A 16,715-nucleotide genomic window follows, 5' to 3' on the forward strand; every position below is an offset into this window, starting at 1 on the left:
CTCGGCCTGGGTCTCGGCCTGGGTCTCGGCCTGGGCTTCGGCCTGGGCTTCGGCCTGGGCTTCGGCCTGGGCTTCGGCCTGGGCTTCGGCCTGCTGCTCCGCCGGAGGGGGCGGATCGGGAGGATCAGGGGGAGGGGGAGGAGGGGGAGGAGGCGGGGCGTCCACGGCGGTGCCAGCCGGCATAGGTCAGCCCTCCGGGGCTGTCGGCAGGCGCCGACTTACTTCAACAGCGACGGGCACCGTGGCGTTCTCGGCACAGATTCCGCTGATTGCGGCCCGGACGCCTGCCTTACTTGCGCTGCCGCTGGTCGCCTCGATAGCGGTCAGAAGTCCGGAGGCCTTTGGATCGCCGAGGACTACATCGGCGGGCTCTCGCGCCTGGCGGTCTTCGACCCGCTTCAGGGCAGTGGAGGTTGTAAGCCCTGCAAGGTCCAAGCCGCGCTGCGCCCACTGCTGAAGCAGTTGGGCCTCGACTGGCTGGGATGCCTGTGCTCGCAGCCTCAGCTTGCGCGCGACGTCGCGGTAGAGGTGTGGGCCTGCCTGCCAACGGGTGGCAGCCGGAACGGGGCTGGCGGCCCCAAACTTTAGTTGATGGCGTAATTGTGCGTGCACCTCGAGCTCGAGGCTGGCTGGGTCCATGTAGCGGTGCAGGGGAGCGCGGCGAGCCGAGATGCTGCGTTCAGCGAGGTAGCTGAGTGTGCAGTCTAGTTCCCGGTTGGGCATGTCGGTCAGGATGGCTCGCACGTGTGGGCGTGCGACCGGCGGTACGAAGCCCATGAGGTACGCCACCAGGACGGCCTCCACCCAGAGCACGAGTTCTGGCTGGCCGGCGTTGTGCAGGGCCTGGTTCATCTGTCGGAGGGTGCAGGCGCTGTCGCGGCAGTCTGGCGCGCATGTGGTGCTGCGAGTGCCGGTGAACGGGGCCTGGTTGTGCGCGGGACCGGCGTCGTCTCGCGCTGCGCCGCTAGAAACTTTAATCAAGACGGGGCGGTCCATGCCGTCCACCGCCACGGCCGCAGTCCCCGGGGGGAGTGCGACGACGGCCCGGGATTGCTCCTCGAGCAGGTTCATGGTGCCGCCGACCGACTCCCGGTCGTCCTGGGACGGCAGCCGGTGCACGACCTTCAGCGCGGTATTCTTGATGACGTCCACGACGATTTTCGACGGGATCTGCTCAACAACGACGAGACCCTCCCCGTAGGCGCGGATCTCGGCCAGGAGGCTGGCGAACAGTTCGACCGCGGCAGCGGCCGGGCCGGAATCGACGCGCTTGAGCAGGCGGTGCGCCTCCTCGATGACCGTGACGTGCTCGAGGGTGTCGCAGCCGGTCAAGCCGTAGCGCACACGCAGGTGTTCAACGAGCCGGATCATCAGGGCACCCATCAGGAATGCCTTGTCCTGATCGTCGGTGATCCCCTCGAGCTCGAACACCACGTTGCGTCGCAGGAAATCTTCGACGTCCAGGGGATGCCCGCCTTGGAAGAAGCGTCCAGGTGTGCCGGTGCACAGGCTGCCGATCCGGACCTCGATGAAGCCCTTCACGTTCGCTGTGACTTCTTTGCCGTAGCCGATGTCGTCGACGACGCGGCGGGCCATGACCTGTAGTTCGTCGAGCCGCGGATACCTCGGACTGGCGGTGTCCTGCTCGCCGGCGACACGTCCTCGCCTGGCGGTGGTCCTCATCTCACCGGTGACCAGGTCCCAGCCGGCGGAGCGGTAGGTCTGGGTCAGTGCCTGGGCCAAAACCTGCGGAAAGGGCTCAGCCGCCTCGAACGCGGCGAGGAAGAGCGCCCGTACGAGGTCGAGGTGGCTTTGCAGCGGGAAGTCCTTGGCGGGCTCCAGGGGGTTGAGGGACGCCGGCGGCACGTCCGGGTCACCGGGGCGGATGCGCAGCACGCTTGTCGTACCTCGGAGGCGCCCCGCCATGCGGGCGTACTCCGCCTTGGCCGGCTCCACGACCAGCCACGGCACCGGCGGATCGGCCCGCGACAGCTCCTCCAACAGCCCGCGCGTGGTCTGCGACTTCCCGGATCCAGTGGCCCCGCTGATGAACGTGTGGCGGTTCAGGGTCGCCCTGCTCACGGCCAGGAAGCCAGCGGGTTCGTGCCTGCGGTCCAGAACCGTCCCGAGTGTCATCCCGTCTTGCGCCGGATCTTCGGGAGTGACGTCGAACGGGTTCGGTTGCAAGAGCCGGATGCCTGGCAGTTCCCTCGTCGGCGGTGCCGTCAGCGCCGCCACCAGGTCGCTGCTGGCGGGAAACGGGGAGACAGCCCGACCGCGGTTGCCCTGTTGAGCCCACGCCCCGTCGAGCGCGCCCGGGGCGACGCCCGGGACGAGGGCGTAGGGCAGCCGGTCAATGTCGCTGGCGCTACACAGCACGGCCGCCGCCGCCCGCGCCTGTCCAGCCGTGAGCGCCCCGACGAGCACGTGGACATTCCACAGGCCGCTCAGCTGCGCCCTGGTCAGCTCACGAAAGCGAGCTTCGCCTCGTTGCAGCGACACGCGGTCGGCCTCGGAATTCACTCGCAGCCGCAGGCCGGGGAGGTCGTTGGCCAGGAGGAGCAGTTCCCGGTCGACGTCGCTGTCGGGTAAAGGCTGCGCGACGACAACCCAGGCGAAGGGGTAGTTCAAATGCGAGGCGTACTCGGCGAACGAGCCGGTGCGGCTGCGCGCACGCTCGGCGTCGTTCTCGCTCCACAGAACGTCTGGTTCACCTGGGCACCGCAGCCAGCACGGGAACTGCTCCAGGAGGTCAGCCAGGGCGCCGGGGAGTAGGGGCAGGCCGAGGCATCCGGGCGGGTAGGGCACTGCGTCGCGGCCGGGCTGAAGGGAGGACGCGCGGACACCGGGCAGCCCCGGTCGGGCTCCGATCAGAAAGCGGAAGTCCTCCCGTCCGGGTTCCCTCACCCAGGCGCTCATCAGGGCTGCCTCTGGGCTCTGGTCCTGCAACTGGCTGTGGGCGGCCACCAGCGCCGCCGACAGTTGCCCGGACGCCTCAAACTCGCCCTCCGCCGACTCGTCCCGCGGCCGAGGCGCTGAGACGACCTGGTGCATCACCATGCCCTCGACAAGTGGCGTCACGGCGCACGCTTCCTGCTGCCCACGTCGGAGGACTTAGGCGGCAACGGATTGCCGGTCGGAGGCCACCCGGCTCAGTAGGGCGATGGCCGGGTTGCAGTCGCCGATCACGGTGCGGCGTCCGCCGCTGCCGCCCTCGATCAGGATGAACGCGGTGGCAGGGAGCGACTGGATCGTTGTGGGTTCCACCGAGAACTCGTACGAGCGGGCGTGCACTGTCCCGTCGGTGGTGGAGTCCGCCTTCGACCAGTTGGTCATCTCTTGCGTCGACCTCGAGATGGACTCGGAGTAGGAGTTCGAGAAGCTGCTGCCTCCGCTGCCTCCGCCCCTCGTGTTGCCCTCGGTGATGGTCGTCGAGAATCCGGTGCTTGTTCCGCCTCCGTAGGTGCTGGTGATGCCGACCTGCTTGGTAACCTGCGACAGCTTCATGGAGTACCCCCGCCCAATGAACTCGGCTGCCGCCGCTGCCTCCTCCGCATTCCCCAGTCGCATAATCAGGGTCGCGCTCTGCGACGAGCCAATGAGGCGCCGCGTCTCGTCGCGGAGGTGTTCGAACAGGTACACCAGCCGCACTCCGCGGCGCAACGCCTGCCGAGCCATGCTCTCGAGGCTGGTTGAGCCCAGGTGGTCGGCACCGGCGACGACCAGGACCTGGCCGGCTACTGTCGACGCGCCGGAACCCAGGCGCTGCAGCACGGCGTGGAACAGCACGCGGTCCACGAAGTCCTTGCGGCGGTGATTCCCATCGGAGGTGGCGACGACGGTCAGGCCCGGCTTGGCGGTAAGCAGCGGGAGTCGGATGTTGGCGCCGGAGTCGACCCGCGAACGCAGAAGATCCAGCGCTGTCCGGAGGAAACGCAACTCGTCCTGAGCCCGCTCGGTGCCTCCCGCCAGGTCGACGTGCCGCGTGAGCCTGGTGACCTCCTCAAGGCTGAGGCATCCGTCGTCTTCGTAGGCGCGTTGCAGAACCCTGACGCCTGCGGCAAGCCGTCGCGGGGACAGCCCGCCGTCGAGGCACTGGCCGACCGCGAGTAAGACGTCGGCGTCGAGCGCCCGCAGGTTCGGGTCGGTGGCTGGCCTGAGCGTCTCCAGCGCATCGGCCAGCACCTCGGCTGCTTCCTCCGCGTCCAGGCCGTCCAGCAGGTCGAGTCGGTCGCTGTCGCGGGGCAGTTGCATCCCCGTGACGGACGTGACGCCCCGGGCCAGCTCCATCAGCCCCGCGGCGACGTCGTGCTCGGTGAAGTCGAGCACGAGGACGGAGCCGTGTTCGGCAAGGACTGTGCTGGCGAACGTGGCCAGCAGGTGCGGCCAGCCGTGCGGGACGCCCCCGAAGACGTCGATCCGGTCGACCTTCTGCTCCAGCCGCAGGGGGAACCACAGGTCGCAGGTGTTGACGCGCTGGCACTCAGGACCCTCCTCCGCGCTGATCGCGTCCTTCCACCTCTGCTCCTCGGCCCGGTGGTCACGCTGGCGCCTCTCGCGCTCCTCCTGGTACGCCTGCAGCGCGGCACTGATGTTCCGCTTGGCGAGCAGCATGGGACCGAAGGCGGCGGCGGCGACGGCCAGCCACAAGACGAAGCCGAAGCCTTTCCCGAAGGGCGCCAGGACGAAGAACAAGACCACCGTCCAGATGACCCGCTTGGTCATGGACCGCTGCGCCTTATCGACCGTGGCCTGCCAACGCCGCGTGTCCGGGGGAGACGGCTCGACGTACACCGGCGGACGCTCTCTGAGCTTGGACAAGGCCGGCGGGCCAGGGTCCACGTACTGCCAGCCCCACCGCTCCGCGGGAACGAAGAGGGCACGCTCGACACTGCTGGGCGGCACACCCCGGACCGAGTCATCAACGATCATGTTGTCGCTCATATGGGACACCCCTTTATGGCGTAGCAATTGCTCGGTCCGGCGACGCTCCCGCTGAGTGGTGGATGTGGTTCTCAGCGTGTTGGTCAGCGGGGGATGAGTCAGTGGGGGGTTGACTATGACCTCACCCGGGTTGGCTGCGCCACCTTCTCGCGCGAGTCGGGACGGTCGAGCGGGCCACGGAGCCTTCGGGAGAGGTAGCGGCGGTCGGAGGACCCGGCATCCGTCGTGAGCCTCGACGACACCAGGGCCTGTCCTGCAAGGTCCGGCCAGGCACGGGCAACTGGGGGACCTCGGCGGGAGGATCGCCACTTTCCCGGCGAACAGCCGAAGGGTTCCGCTCGGGCGGGTCGTCGATACGGCCAGTCGCGTCGTCAGGTAAAACCTTCCCCGGGCACCGGCCGCAGCGGGGGTCGGAGCAAGGGAAGCGTTGCGATCGCGACGCGCGAAGGCGGGGACGTGTGAACACCACAGATCTTGCTCAGGTTCGACGGACGCTGTGGAGGGCCGCGGACGAGTTGAGAGCGAACTCAACCCTCTCCCCGAGCGAGGCACGCGGCCCGATTCTGGGGCTGATCTTCCTGGCCTACGCCGAGCACCGCTTCGAAAGTGTGCGGCCGGAGTTGGAGCCCAAAGCGACGGCCCGCCGGCCGATCACCCCTGACGATTATCGGGCCCGTTCGGTGCTTTTCGTCTCCGAGGAGGCGCGGCTTTCCTACCTGGTGCGCCTACCCGAGGAAGAGGACCTCGGCGAGGCTCTCGACACGGCCATGCGCCTGATGGAGACCCACAACCCCGAGCTCAAGGGTGTGTTGCCTCGGGGCTACCAGCGGCTGCAGAAGTCAACCCTGACGGAGATGCTCCGGCTCTTCGCGCCGCTTCCCAGGACCCTGTCTGGCGACGCGTTCGGGCTCATCTACGAGGACTTCTTGTCTAACTTCGCCATGTCCGAAGGACGGCTTGGCGGCGAGTTCTTCACCCCCTACTCCATCGTCCGGCTCATCGTGGAGATCATCGAGCCGTTTCACGGCAAGGTCTACGACCCTGCGTGCGGCTCGGGGGGCATGTTCGTTCAGTGCGCGAAGTTCGTCGAGCGTCACGCGGGCTCAGCGATCCGGGAGCTGTCGGTCTACGGCCAGGAACAGAAGGAGGTCACCGTCCCCCTGGCCAAGATGAACCTCGCCCTTCACGGCCTTTCCGGCGACATCCGTCTCGGCAACAGCTACTACGAAGATCTCCAACACGCCGTCGGAAACTTCGACTTCGTGCCCGCGACTCCCTGTTTGCGGTAGGCCGCGAGGTGGCGCCTGAGGTTGCGCTCGCCGATAGGCGTGCCAGCACATCTCAGCTCCGCAACCTTGGCAAAGACCCGATCCCCTAGGGCGTTCGACGGGTCGTACTCCGGCCTTGGGTCAGCTTCCCTGTTACCGTCGTCCGGAGGCGTCCCCGTCAGCACCTCAATCACGTGGCGGTGCAGGAACTCGGTCCGCGCCCGCGTCTCGTCGTCCAGTGTCTCCAGGACGGCGACATCGGCGAGGCTTGGAAGCGGCGCGGGGGAGTCGGGCAAAAAGGAGTCGTCACCGAGCAGGTCCGCGACGAGAACCCTCCTGATTCTGCCTGTTGACAGATGCTTCAGAGCCAGCGTCGGCCCGTCCTGAGCGATGACCTGCCAACTGGAACCATCGAACTGAATGAAGTCAAACAGACGGACAGACCTCACGCTGATATCTCCGTCTCCATCGACAGCGGGCTGTCGATGTCCACTCGAAGGGCGCCCGTAAATAGCAGGTTCAACACGTTCGCCTGTACGACTTCGGACGAAACCCCACTGGTTCTGGCCGCGTGTAGGACGCCTGCACGGAGGGAAGTGCCGGCCGAGAAGGCATCGAGGATGTGAGGGCCACATGCGTCCGACGGCCTGTAGCGGTCCTGTCGGTACCCGCTCAGCCAGCGCAAATTCTCCAGGCGAGGCGTAGGGAGGCCAGTGAACACCTTGTACTGCCAGCCGACCCGCTCACACAGACGGCGTGTCAAGTCGGACTGCTTCGCGCTCCCGTCGAGTCTGTCGGGACGTCGCACGTCGACGAGCCGCCCGTCCCCGTCGCTGAGGCGACAGAAGAAGTCGGGCACGTGGGACTTGTGACCCTCGGTTCCGCGCGGCCACAGCACCGCCAGTGGCTGGGAGGCGATTGCGACCACCCTGCCGTCGAAGTCCGCCGACAGCAAAAACTCGCGCTCCAAGAGACTTTCGAAGCGGACGTGGTGGCGCGTCGTGCTGGACCACCAGACGCCCTCGTAGTTGCGTTTGCCACGCCAGGAGAAAAACTCTCTGATGGGGAGCGCGTTCTCCAGTGGAACGGAAGCCAGGGCCTCGCAGGCAGCGGTATCCAGCAGTGTGTCTCGTCCACACGAGCCAGCACTCGGGTCTCGTCGGTGAGGTTCGCAGGCAACGATCGAAGTGCCGTCCCCGACATGTCGCCTCCAGAGAAGCGTGCCGCGACCTGCGGCCACTTCTAATGCGACTCAACCTGTAATCCCGAGCGAGGTCAAGTAGATCGCGACTCATGCCGGAAAGACTGAGACAAAACATCGACCAGGTGGCGACCCCTCTCGTGCTCCTGCACGTTCCGCCGATAATCGACATTATGTCAAGTAGATGGGGCAGTATTGCAGCAGATGCATGACCTTGGGCCTCCTGAGCGGCGGACCCCTGCCGTGGATGAGGAACTTCCTTTAGGCGTTGACCTGCCAAGACGTTGTACCGCTGGCCCTGGTCCGCCGCTGCTTACCGCCTCGAGAACACTTGACCGACAGCCGGCTGACGGTACGCGCGTCCCGCTGACCTGCGGTGTTGCCGTACGTTTGCATCTGATGCACGATTCGGGCATCCAGTGCAAGCCCGCGGAGGTGCGCATGACAGTCGACAAGGCCGGTCGGGTCTTCGAGTTCACCTCGGTCCGTTATCTGCACCCCGAGGACCAAGCCTTCGCCGAGATGCTGTCTGGTTGGCGCAACCAGCAGCTGAGCAGGAACCTCAAGCACGAGACGATCGAGCAGCGTGAGCGCGTCGTACAGCGGTTCCACGAGCACACCAACGAGTACCCGTGGCGGTGGCACCCCGCTCACGTCGACGAGTTCTTCGGTGATCTCCGGTCCGAGAAGCACGCGAAGGTGGCCACTGTCCGCAGCTATCAGGCGGCCCTACGGGCTTTCTGCGCCTACATCAGCAGTCCGGACTACGGCTGGAATCCGCTGTGCGAACGGCTCTTCGGCACCCACCCCGCACAGATCTGCTTCGACTGGAATACAGCGGCACACGTCCAGGAGGCCGATTCCCAGCCGGCGAAGCGGGCCTTCACTCGACGAGAGCTCCAGGACTTCTTCGACCGTGCCGACGACGAGGTCGCTCGCATCACCTCGGCCCGCCGGAAGGGCTGGCTACCCGCATACCGTGACGCCGTCCTGTTCAAGGTGGCCTACGTCTGGGGACTGCGGCGCAACGAGGTCCGCCATGTCCAGACGGTCGACTTCTCGCGCAACCCGCACGCGCGGGAGTTCGGCAGGTACGGAGTTCTCGCGGTCCGCTACGGGAAGGCCATGCGCGGCTCTCCCCCGAAGCGCCGCAGTGTCCTCACGGTCTTCGACTGGTCGGCCGAGGTAGTCGAAGACTGGCTCGACCGCGGACATCGCCACATGACCCAAGGACTGGACCTCTTCACGACGGAGCGAGGGACTCTGGTGTCGGGAGCGACTCTGCTGCGTCGCTTCCGCAGCTACTGCGACGACCTCAACCTCTCCCCCGGCCTGGACTTCCACTCTCTCCGGCGCTCCTACGTCACCCACCTGATCGAAGCCGGCATGGACGCACTCTTCGTGCAGCACCAGGTCGGACACGAGCACGCGTCGACTACGGCGCTTTACGCGAGCGTCTCGAGCGACTATCGGACCAGGACGCTGCGCCATGCGCTTGACTCCACGCTCAGCACAGCCTTGAACGGGAACGAGCGGGAGTCTTCATGAAGCGCGACGTCGACTATGCCTGGCGGCTTCCAGAGCTGATGGCTAGCCATGGGATGCACAACAGCACCGACCTGATCGTTCATCTACGCGAGCGGGACATCGACCTATCCGCGTCGCAGGTCTATCGACTGGTCACCCAGCGCCCCGAACGAATCTCCCTGAAGATCTTCGCTGCCGTATGCGACATCTTCGCGTGCGGCCCCGAGGATCTGCTGACAGTCACAGCGGCCGATGCCCGGCCAAAGAAGGCCGCGACTGGATCCAACGTGGTGGACCTCAACAAGTCGGCCAGGCCTAGGAGGGCGCGAGTGGTGCGCGATGACGATTGAGGTCCACCGTCGCTCAAGCATCCGCGGCCGCCCGCGCGTCACCGGAACGTTCACGTGCGACCGCTGCGGCCGCCAAGCCGGCAAGGCGCGCACGAGGTGGCCAGACGGCAGGATTTGCGGAACCTGCTTTCACCGCGCGATGCGGACACACGGTCGCTGCGCCGACTGCGGTCAGGAGCGCATGCTCCCGGGCCGTCGGGCGAACGACCAACTCCCTCTCTGCGTCAACTGTGCAGGTATCCCCGACGTCTTTCGCTGCTCAGTGTGTGACATCGAGGCGGAGCCGTACCGGCGCGGCACCTGCGCCCGCTGTGCCCTACACGGCGACCTCACCGCAATGCTGGTGAAACCGGCCACCGACCGGGCGACCATGCTGCGGCTCGTCGAGGCCCTGTGCGCCTCGGACCGCCCGGAGAGCATCTTCGCGTGGCTACGACCGGAGCCTGCTCGAGAGCTCTTGACCCGCCTCGCCACCGGAGCGATCCCGATGACGCATGAGGGGCTGGACGCGGAGGGAGAGAGCAGGCGCGTCGAGCACCTGCGGAGCCTGCTGGAGCACCATGGCCTCCTCCCTAAGCGGGATCACCACTTGGCCCTCTTCGACCGCTGGCTGGCAGCCAAGCTAAGTACCGTCCAAGAGCCGGAGATCCGCCAGCCCGTCGAGCGCTTCGCCACCTGGCACCACCTGCGCAGGATCCGTGCGATCGCGCGGGCAAGTCGGCCCACGCGCGGCCCCGTGCACTGGTCCAAGCAGGAGATCTCCGAAACGATCAAGTTCCTGAGCTGGCTGAAGGACACGCATGGCCGGCACCTCCCGGAGTGCGTCCAGGCCGACGTGGATGAGTGGCTGGCCGCCGGGCCGACCACCAGGCACGCCATCCGAACCTTCTTCGTGTGGGCGAAGAAGGCACGGCTGTGCAGCGGCATCAGCATCGACTTCCGGCAGCCGATGTCCGAGCGACAGCTGACCCAGGCGGACCGGCTGTCCTGGCTGCGAGAGTGCCTGGTCAACGAGTCCGAGACACTCCCCTACCGCGTGGCCGGGGCACTCCTCCTCCTCTACGCCCAGCCGGTCGTGAGGATTGCCGGTCTTAGAACGTCTGACGTCGTCGTCACACCTGACGGACTGCGCCTCACTCTCGGGATCGAGCCCGTCGACGTGCCCGAGCCCTTCGCCACACTCCTCCGCCAGCACCTCACGAACCGTCCCAATCTGCGGACCGGCAACCACGGCGACAGCCCGTGGCTGTTCCCCAGCACTCGGGCCGGCCGACATCTCCATCCCAACAGCCTGATGGACCGACTCCGCGACCTGGGCATCAGCCTCCTCGGCGCCCGGAACGCCGCCCTCCGCGGACTCGTCGCCGAGGTGCCTGCCCCCCTCGTGGCCGAGATGCTCGGCTACAGCTACCAGGTCATGGACAAGCACGCAGCAGCGACCGCAACGCCGTACGCCAGGTACGTCGCACTTCCTTCTCGGCGAAGCGCTCCGAGACAGATCGAGAAGACTCGACGCCAGGTCGGCTCCGAGGGATGACCCGGTTCCGTAGGTCCGTACCCAGGAGCTGCAACAAACGCCGACGGTCGACCGCTCGGATCACGGCCTTGCGCACCGAGCCCCGCTAGCATGAAGCCACAAGCTCACGGCGGGGACGTCAGCGCCCGCCTCAGGCAACGGAGGAATCAGTGCCGCCCATAGGTGACGCGGACGCATTGCTTTCTCGCCTTCTTTACACACTGAAGGAAGCGCGTCGGGAGATAAGTTTCGTAGTGGGATCCGGTCTCACTCGTGGCACTGTACCTGGCGTAGACCGCCTCGTTAGTGCGATGCGCGCGAGCCTTGAAGACAATCACGATCAAGAGCGCTTCGACTCCAAGGTTGGTGCCGCCACGACTTGGGCGGAGAAGTACCAGGAGGCGGCAGAGTTCGTATACCTGAATCGAGATCAAGATCTACTGAACTCCATAATTCGCCGGGCCACTCTGACCGCCTGCCGTACCGTCACGCCCGCTGAGGCGCGTCAGCTGCTATTTGACGAGCCGGAGCTGAAGCGGCTTGAAACACAGGGGCAGTGGAACCTAGATCCAGGCGTTTCGGCGCTCGGCCAGCTGTTGGCAGCTATTCCAAGCGACATTCGTGGACCGCTGATCACTACGAACTTCGATCCGCTGATCGAGGTCTCTGTGCGAGAGGCTGGGGGACAACCCGCCGCTCATTGGCTGGACGACGATGGCAAGATCGCAGCGTCGGATCAAGTAGGCGCCATCGATGTGGTTCATGTGCATGGTCTGTGGCGTCGCGGTGACACACTGCACACCCAAAGCCAGTTACGAACGCCGAGGCCGCAACTCGCTGGATCGTTGCGGGAGGCGCTCCGAGGCAAGTTGGTAGTGGTCCTCGGGTATGGCGGCTGGATGGATAGTTTCACGCGATCCCTACTTGAAAGAGTAGAGCAGCGTGATGTCCTAGGGATGGATATAACATGGGCTTCGTACTCCACGCTCACGGCCGACGACTTCCAGTCAGGAATCCTCAAAGAGCTCGCGGCTCTCAATCGTGCCAACTTCTACGGCGGAGTCGACGTCAATAAGCTTCTGCCCCAGGTTGTGGATCGCTACACGCCCAAGGGAGCCCCGAGCCCGACCGCCGGAAGCCTGCCACGCTGGACGGAAGTTAACGCGGGATTTTTGCAGCTCGCCACAGCAACCGCAAATGAGCAGACGCGGTGCGCATTCTTTGATGGCCGCCCACCCGATTGGACTATCGCAGCGGATCGAGGCGTACCCCGACTCTCAGCGGTGGGGCGGACGCGGGCCCATCTGAAGAGTCTCCAGAAATCATCGCAGAAGCGCATTGTCCTGCTGGCCGGCCCGCTCGGAGAGGGGAAGTCAATAGCTCTGCGCCAGGTTGTCGTCGACCTGATCCAGGAGTCGCCGGATGCCACGATCCTTTGGCGAGAGCCCGGGGGGACGTTGACCCGTAGCCACCTCGAGCAACTTCCAACGGACAAGCGCGTCATCCTATGTTCCGACGAGGCTGATCTATTGGTTGAATCCTTGGCTGCTTTGCGGGCCGACCTGGAGCAGCGAAAAAACATCACGCTTCTGTTGGCGGCCCATGAACGAGATTGGCGTAACCGAGGCGGTTTCAGCCGTTTACATCAGCTACTTGACGTGGTGCCGGTCAACGGTTTGGCGTCAGAAGACGCCGCGGCGCTTGTTGCGGCCTGGGAGGCGGCGGGAACAATCGGCTTAGGCAAGCTCGCGACGTCACCCAGCCACGAACGTGAAGGACTGCTCCTCGCAGCCGCCAACAGTCCGATTGCGTCGAGCGGGTCCCTCATGGGCGCCTCACTTCAGCTTCGATACGGCGACGCTCTTTCCGCCCGCGTCGCCGACATGATGAGCAGGATGGACAACTACAAGGAGGTCGGCTCCGGGCTCCTGAGCGACGCCTTTTTGATGATTTGCCTTCTGCACGCGACCCAGCAGCATAGCGGTCAGGTGACCGAGCCGTTATCGGCGCGGATTTTATGCGAGGCCCTGAGTCTCGAGAGTGGAGCTCTCGACTATTTGGTGCTCGGCCCACTTGGGCAGGAAGCGGCAGCAGTTGCTCATGGCGGCTACCTGTACTGCCGAACAAGCGCCTTGGCTGAAACTGCCTTGGACGTCGCCCGTGATCATAGATCAGACCAGTTACACTCGATAATTGCAAAGGTGGTTGCGGCCGCTGTAATCAACAGTGACACACTGGGCACCTTCGAGGCGGACCACGGGGCTGTTGCCTACGTGTCGCGCAGATTGGGGCGCAGTGACGAGTCGATTCTCGCCGCTCAATCCGCCTTCGACTCGGGGCCCCGACTTAGTTTCGCCACGAGCCTGCTTGCGACTTACCGCAGGTATGAAAGATTTGATGAAGCGGATGAGGTGGGGCGCACTGTCCTCTCTCAACTCGACAACTTTACGGATCGAACTAATCTGCCTGGTTTTTTCACCGACTGGGCCACCCTTTCCGGGCAGCGCGGCGATGCGGCTAGGAACGTGCTGCTGGATGCATTCGCGCTCGATGCTCTCCGCGAGTCAGCCTGGACGAACAACGCCGACAAGGCGCGAGGGGAGGCCATAAAGGCACTACTTGGCCTCGGTGTGGGATTGAGCAAGCTTGCCGAAAGCTCCGGCGATGTGCGCTACGTGCTGGGCCTGCAGGCCGTCGTAGATTGGGTGGGGCGGCTGGCGCCGACGTCAAATAAGGATCAACGCTTCCTAGCCACCCACGCCGCCTTTGTGCGCCAGAAGTTGGGAGCGACGGACCGCCTGACTCTGGAGGCGTGCCGGGACCGCTTGCAAGAACTCCTCGACGACCTGGCGCCTGCCACCTGGAAATCTGTCCATGCTTCTGTGGATTTGAAACGGCCTAGGCTCAAGGCCGCATACGACCTGACGCGATCGACCACCTAGCCCTGTCGCCTAATAGGCGAAGTCGTTGTGACGGTGGTGACTTATCGCGTTGCGACGAGCGGTTAAGAGGCGCACTCCCCCCACTCCAGGGATCCACCGAGTGCTGCGAACCTTTTCGCGTATCCGAGTGTAGTAGTTGAGCGGTCGAGCAGAAGCTTAGTTCCAAACGGAATATGCGCCCCTACCAGTAGTACGCCGAGTGGCCGAGTGGGGGTCGCGGGCACCTTCGCCCTCCCTGCCCGAGCCACGACCCTGCGAGAGTTGATCTTGACTGTCGTGCTGGGTGGACTGATCACCCTGCGCCGGCAGTTCCACTTCACGGCGGCACGACGACGGTGGACCAGGGTGTCGGATCGCGTCGTCGACTCGAGATAGCTCCGGATCCGGGACGACGGCACCGAGATGCACGCGATCCGCGTCAGCCATCCCACGCCTGACGACCGGCGGGTGTCGGTGCACGGGCGTGAACCCTGACCGCGCGTGCCACTCCCCTGGACGACCGACCCTGCCGCATCGTCGTTCCGTCACTGTGACGGATGTGTGGCGTGTGGAGAGGGCCCAGCCTCTCTGCCACCTCAACGTATAGCTCACCCCGGGGCTTGCGGCAAGACCCGGTCGGTGCCGCAGAATCGCCCGGCCGACGCCGGACCCGGGTCGACGTCAGGCGGAGGAACCTGCCCGTTCTGGCCATCCGGTCCGTTCCGCCGGCCCCGGCGCCCACGCCGCGCCCCACGGTCGCGAGCGACCTCGACTCGGAGCTGATGCCGTGAACCCCCTGACCACCACCGCGTTCGACCTCCCCGAGCACCTCTCCCCCAAGTCCGACCCGGCACTGATCACCGGCGACGACCAGCACTTCGCGGCCATCGCGGAGAGCCTCGCGCAGTCGATCGCCGACCTGTCCGACCGCCTCGACGCCGAGCGCAGGGCGCCCGGCGGCCAGGGCCAGGCAGCGCTGGACCGGGACCTGGAGGTCCACCGGCTGACCGCCCGCCTGCGCACCCTGCGCCGCTTCGGGCTGGACCTGTGCCTCGGGCGCATCGTCAGCGCGGAGGACCCCGCGCCGGTGTACGTCGGGCGGCTCGGCCTCACCGACGGCACGGGTCGCCGGCTGCTGGTCGACTGGCGCTCCCCCGCGGCCGAGCCGTTCTTCGGCGCGACCCACGCCAACCCGATGGGTCTGGTGAGCCGCCGCAGGTACCGCTGGACCCGGGGCCGGATCACCGACTACTGGGACGAGGTCTTCACCGCCGAAGGGTTGGTGGGGAACGCCGCGCTCGACGACCAGTCCGCCTTTATCGCCAGCCTGGGCAGCATCCGGTCGGCGCGGATGCGCGACGTGCTCGGCACCATCCAGGCCGACCAGGACGCCATCATCCGCGCAGGGTCCGCCGGCGCCCTCGTCGTCGACGGTGGCCCGGGCACGGGGAAGACCGTCGTCGCCCTGCACCGGACCGCCTACCTGCTCTACGCCGACCCGCGTCTCGGGCACCATCGGGGCGGTGTGCTCTTCGTGGGTCCGCACCAGCCCTACCTGGCCTACGTCGCCGACGTCCTGCCCAGCCTCGGCGAGGAGGGCGTGCAGACCTGCACCCTGCGGGACCTCGTCGCCGAGGGGGCCACCGCCGGCGTGGAGGCCGACCCGCACGTGGCGGAGCTCAAGTCCTCCGCCGAACTGGTGTCGGCGGTGGAGGCGGCCGTCCGCTTCTACGAGGAGCCGCCCCGCCGCGGCACGACGGTCACCACCCCGTGGGCCGACGTCCGGCTCAGCGCGGACGACTGGGCCGAGGCCTTCGACGCCCGGGAGCCCGGCACACCGCACAACGAGGCGCGCGAGCAGGTCTGGCAGGCGCTGCTGGAGATCGTGCGCGACGGGCACGACGACGACGTCCCGGCCGACGAGCTCCGGGCGTCGCTGGACGAGGACGGGGACCTGCGCGCGACCCTGGACCGCGCGTGGCCGCTGCTGGAGGCGACCGACGTCGTCGGCGACCTGTGGTCGGTGCCCGCCTACCTGCGCACGTGCGCGCCCTGGCTCAGCCCGGCGGACGTCCGCGCGCTGCAGCGGCGCGACCCCCGGGCCTGGACGGTGTCCGACCTGCCGCTGCTCGACGCCGCCCGGCAGCGGCTCGGCGACCCGGAGGCGTCCCGCCGGGAGCGGCGCAACGCCAAGGCCGTCGCCGCCCAGCGCGAGCGGATGGCCACCGTCATCGACGACCTGATCGCGGCCGACGACTCCGAGCTGTTGCTGATGACGACCCTGCGCCATCAGGACCTGCGGGACGCCCTGGTCGACGAGAGCGCACTGTCCACCGCCGACCCCGACCTGCTCGCCGGCCCGTTCGCGCACGTCGTCGTGGACGAGGCGCAGGAGCTGACCGACGCGGAGTGGCAGATGCTGCTGCTCCGCTGCCCGTCCCGGAGCTTCACCATCGTCGGGGACCGGGCCCAGGCCAGGCACGGGTTTGCCGAGTCCTGGCAGGAACGGCTCGAGCGGATCGGGCTCGACCGGGTCACCCTGGCCTCCCTGACCATCAACTACCGGACGCCGGAGGAGGTCATGGCCGAGGCCGAGCCGGTCATCCGGGCCGCGCTGCCGGACGCCAACGTGCCGACCTCCATCCGCAGCACCGGCCTCCCCGTCGTGCACGGGTCGGTCGCGGAGCTGGACGCCGTGCTCGAGACCTGGCTCGCCACCCACGCCGAGGGGATCGCCTGCGTCATCGGCGACCCCACGTTCCGGGGCACCTCGCGGGTCCGGTCGCTGACCCCGGAGCTGGCGAAGGGTCTCGAGTTCGACCTGGTCGTCCTCGTCGACCCGCAGTCGTTCGGCGGGGGCATCGAAGGCGCGGTCGACCGCTACGTCGCGATGACCCGGGCGACCCAGCAGCTCGTCGTCCTCACGAGCTGCTGACGTCGTGTCGATCCGGTCCCCGGTGCGGCGGCGGCGTGGGACCGCTTACCGAG

At 66.7% G+C, this 16,715-nt stretch carries 11 protein-coding genes; 6 read left to right on the top strand and 5 right to left on the bottom strand.

All coding sequences use genetic code 11. The features are described 5' to 3' along the window. From HK417_RS12630 to HK417_RS12640, 3 genes are all read right to left on the bottom strand, one after another. The coding region (locus HK417_RS12630; protein WP_222266936.1) for a hypothetical protein at nt 1-183 on the bottom strand (183 nt) is incomplete at its 3' end. A 3-nt stretch (nt 184-186) separates the two neighbouring features. After that, nucleotides 187-3,054, bottom strand: coding sequence for an ATP-binding protein (locus HK417_RS12635; RefSeq protein ID WP_222266937.1), 2,868 nt, complete (start codon nt 3,052-3,054; stop codon nt 187-189). Between the two features lie 60 nt (nt 3,055-3,114). Continuing rightward, on the bottom strand, nt 3,115-4,944 hold the full coding sequence (locus HK417_RS12640; RefSeq protein ID WP_222266938.1) for a hypothetical protein: 1,830 nt from the start codon (nt 4,942-4,944) through the stop codon (nt 3,115-3,117). 458 nt (nt 4,945-5,402) lie between these two features. Between HK417_RS12640 and HK417_RS12645 the strand changes: the two genes are divergently transcribed. Next, the gene (locus tag HK417_RS12645) at nt 5,403-6,233 is read left to right on the top strand and encodes a type I restriction-modification system subunit M (protein ID WP_222266939.1); all 831 of its coding nucleotides are present in this window, start codon (nt 5,403-5,405) and stop codon (nt 6,231-6,233) included. Here the strand turns inward: HK417_RS12645 and HK417_RS12650 are convergent. Further along, nucleotides 6,167-6,661, bottom strand: coding sequence for a hypothetical protein (locus HK417_RS12650; protein ID WP_222266940.1), 495 nt, complete (start codon nt 6,659-6,661; stop codon nt 6,167-6,169). The genes HK417_RS12645 and HK417_RS12650 overlap by 67 nt on opposite strands. Continuing rightward, on the bottom strand, nt 6,658-7,452 hold the full coding sequence (locus tag HK417_RS26945) for a TnsA-like heteromeric transposase endonuclease subunit (protein ID WP_222266942.1): 795 nt from the start codon (nt 7,450-7,452) through the stop codon (nt 6,658-6,660). The genes HK417_RS12650 and HK417_RS26945 overlap by 4 nt, the downstream gene beginning before the upstream one ends. Before the next feature lie 402 nt (nt 7,453-7,854). On the opposite strand from HK417_RS26945, the gene HK417_RS12660 reads away from it, so the two are divergent. The 5 genes from HK417_RS12660 (at nt 7,855) to helR (ending at nt 16,662) form a co-directional block, all read left to right on the top strand. Further along, nucleotides 7,855-8,961 carry a tyrosine-type recombinase/integrase gene (locus HK417_RS12660; protein WP_222266944.1) on the top strand — a complete coding sequence of 369 codons (1,107 nt, stop codon included), beginning with the start codon at nt 7,855-7,857 and terminating at the stop codon, nt 8,959-8,961. Then, nucleotides 8,958-9,290: a helix-turn-helix domain-containing protein gene (locus HK417_RS12665; protein ID WP_222266947.1), complete on the top strand. Its 333-nt coding sequence runs from the start codon at nt 8,958-8,960 to the stop codon at nt 9,288-9,290. Before HK417_RS12660 ends, HK417_RS12665 begins: the two co-directional genes overlap by 4 nt. Before the next feature lie 262 nt (nt 9,291-9,552). Continuing rightward, entirely contained in the window at nt 9,553-10,827 is a 1,275-nt protein-coding gene (locus HK417_RS12670; RefSeq protein WP_222266948.1) for a hypothetical protein, read from the top strand. Nucleotides 10,828-11,117: 290 nt separating this feature from the next. Beyond that, nucleotides 11,118-13,748 (top strand): P-loop NTPase, encoded by a 2,631-nt coding sequence (locus HK417_RS12675; RefSeq protein WP_222266950.1) that lies wholly within the window; start codon nt 11,118-11,120, stop codon nt 13,746-13,748. 766 nt (nt 13,749-14,514) lie between these two features. Then, nucleotides 14,515-16,662 (top strand): RNA polymerase recycling motor ATPase HelR, encoded by a 2,148-nt coding sequence (helR, locus tag HK417_RS12680; protein WP_222266952.1) that lies wholly within the window; start codon nt 14,515-14,517, stop codon nt 16,660-16,662. Nucleotides 16,663-16,715: the final 53 nt, after the last annotated feature.

Source organism: Modestobacter marinus, from assembly GCF_019799945.1.
Taxonomy (GTDB): Bacteria; Actinomycetota; Actinomycetes; order Mycobacteriales; family Geodermatophilaceae; genus Modestobacter; species Modestobacter marinus_B.

Excerpts from the sequence above, each read along its gene's own strand:
- HK417_RS12660 (WP_222266944.1), top strand. The coding sequence starts at position 7,855 with ATGACAGTCGACAAGGCCGGTCGGGTCTTCGAGTTCACCTCGGTCCGT.
- HK417_RS12665 (WP_222266947.1), top strand. The coding sequence starts at position 8,958 with ATGAAGCGCGACGTCGACTATGCCTGGCGGCTTCCAGAGCTGATGGCT.
- HK417_RS12675 (WP_222266950.1), top strand. The coding sequence starts at position 11,118 with ATGCGCGCGAGCCTTGAAGACAATCACGATCAAGAGCGCTTCGACTCC.
- HK417_RS12640 (WP_222266938.1), bottom strand. The coding sequence starts at position 4,944 with ATGAGCGACAACATGATCGTTGATGACTCGGTCCGGGGTGTGCCGCCC.
- HK417_RS12635 (WP_222266937.1), bottom strand. The coding sequence starts at position 3,054 with ATGCACCAGGTCGTCTCAGCGCCTCGGCCGCGGGACGAGTCGGCGGAG.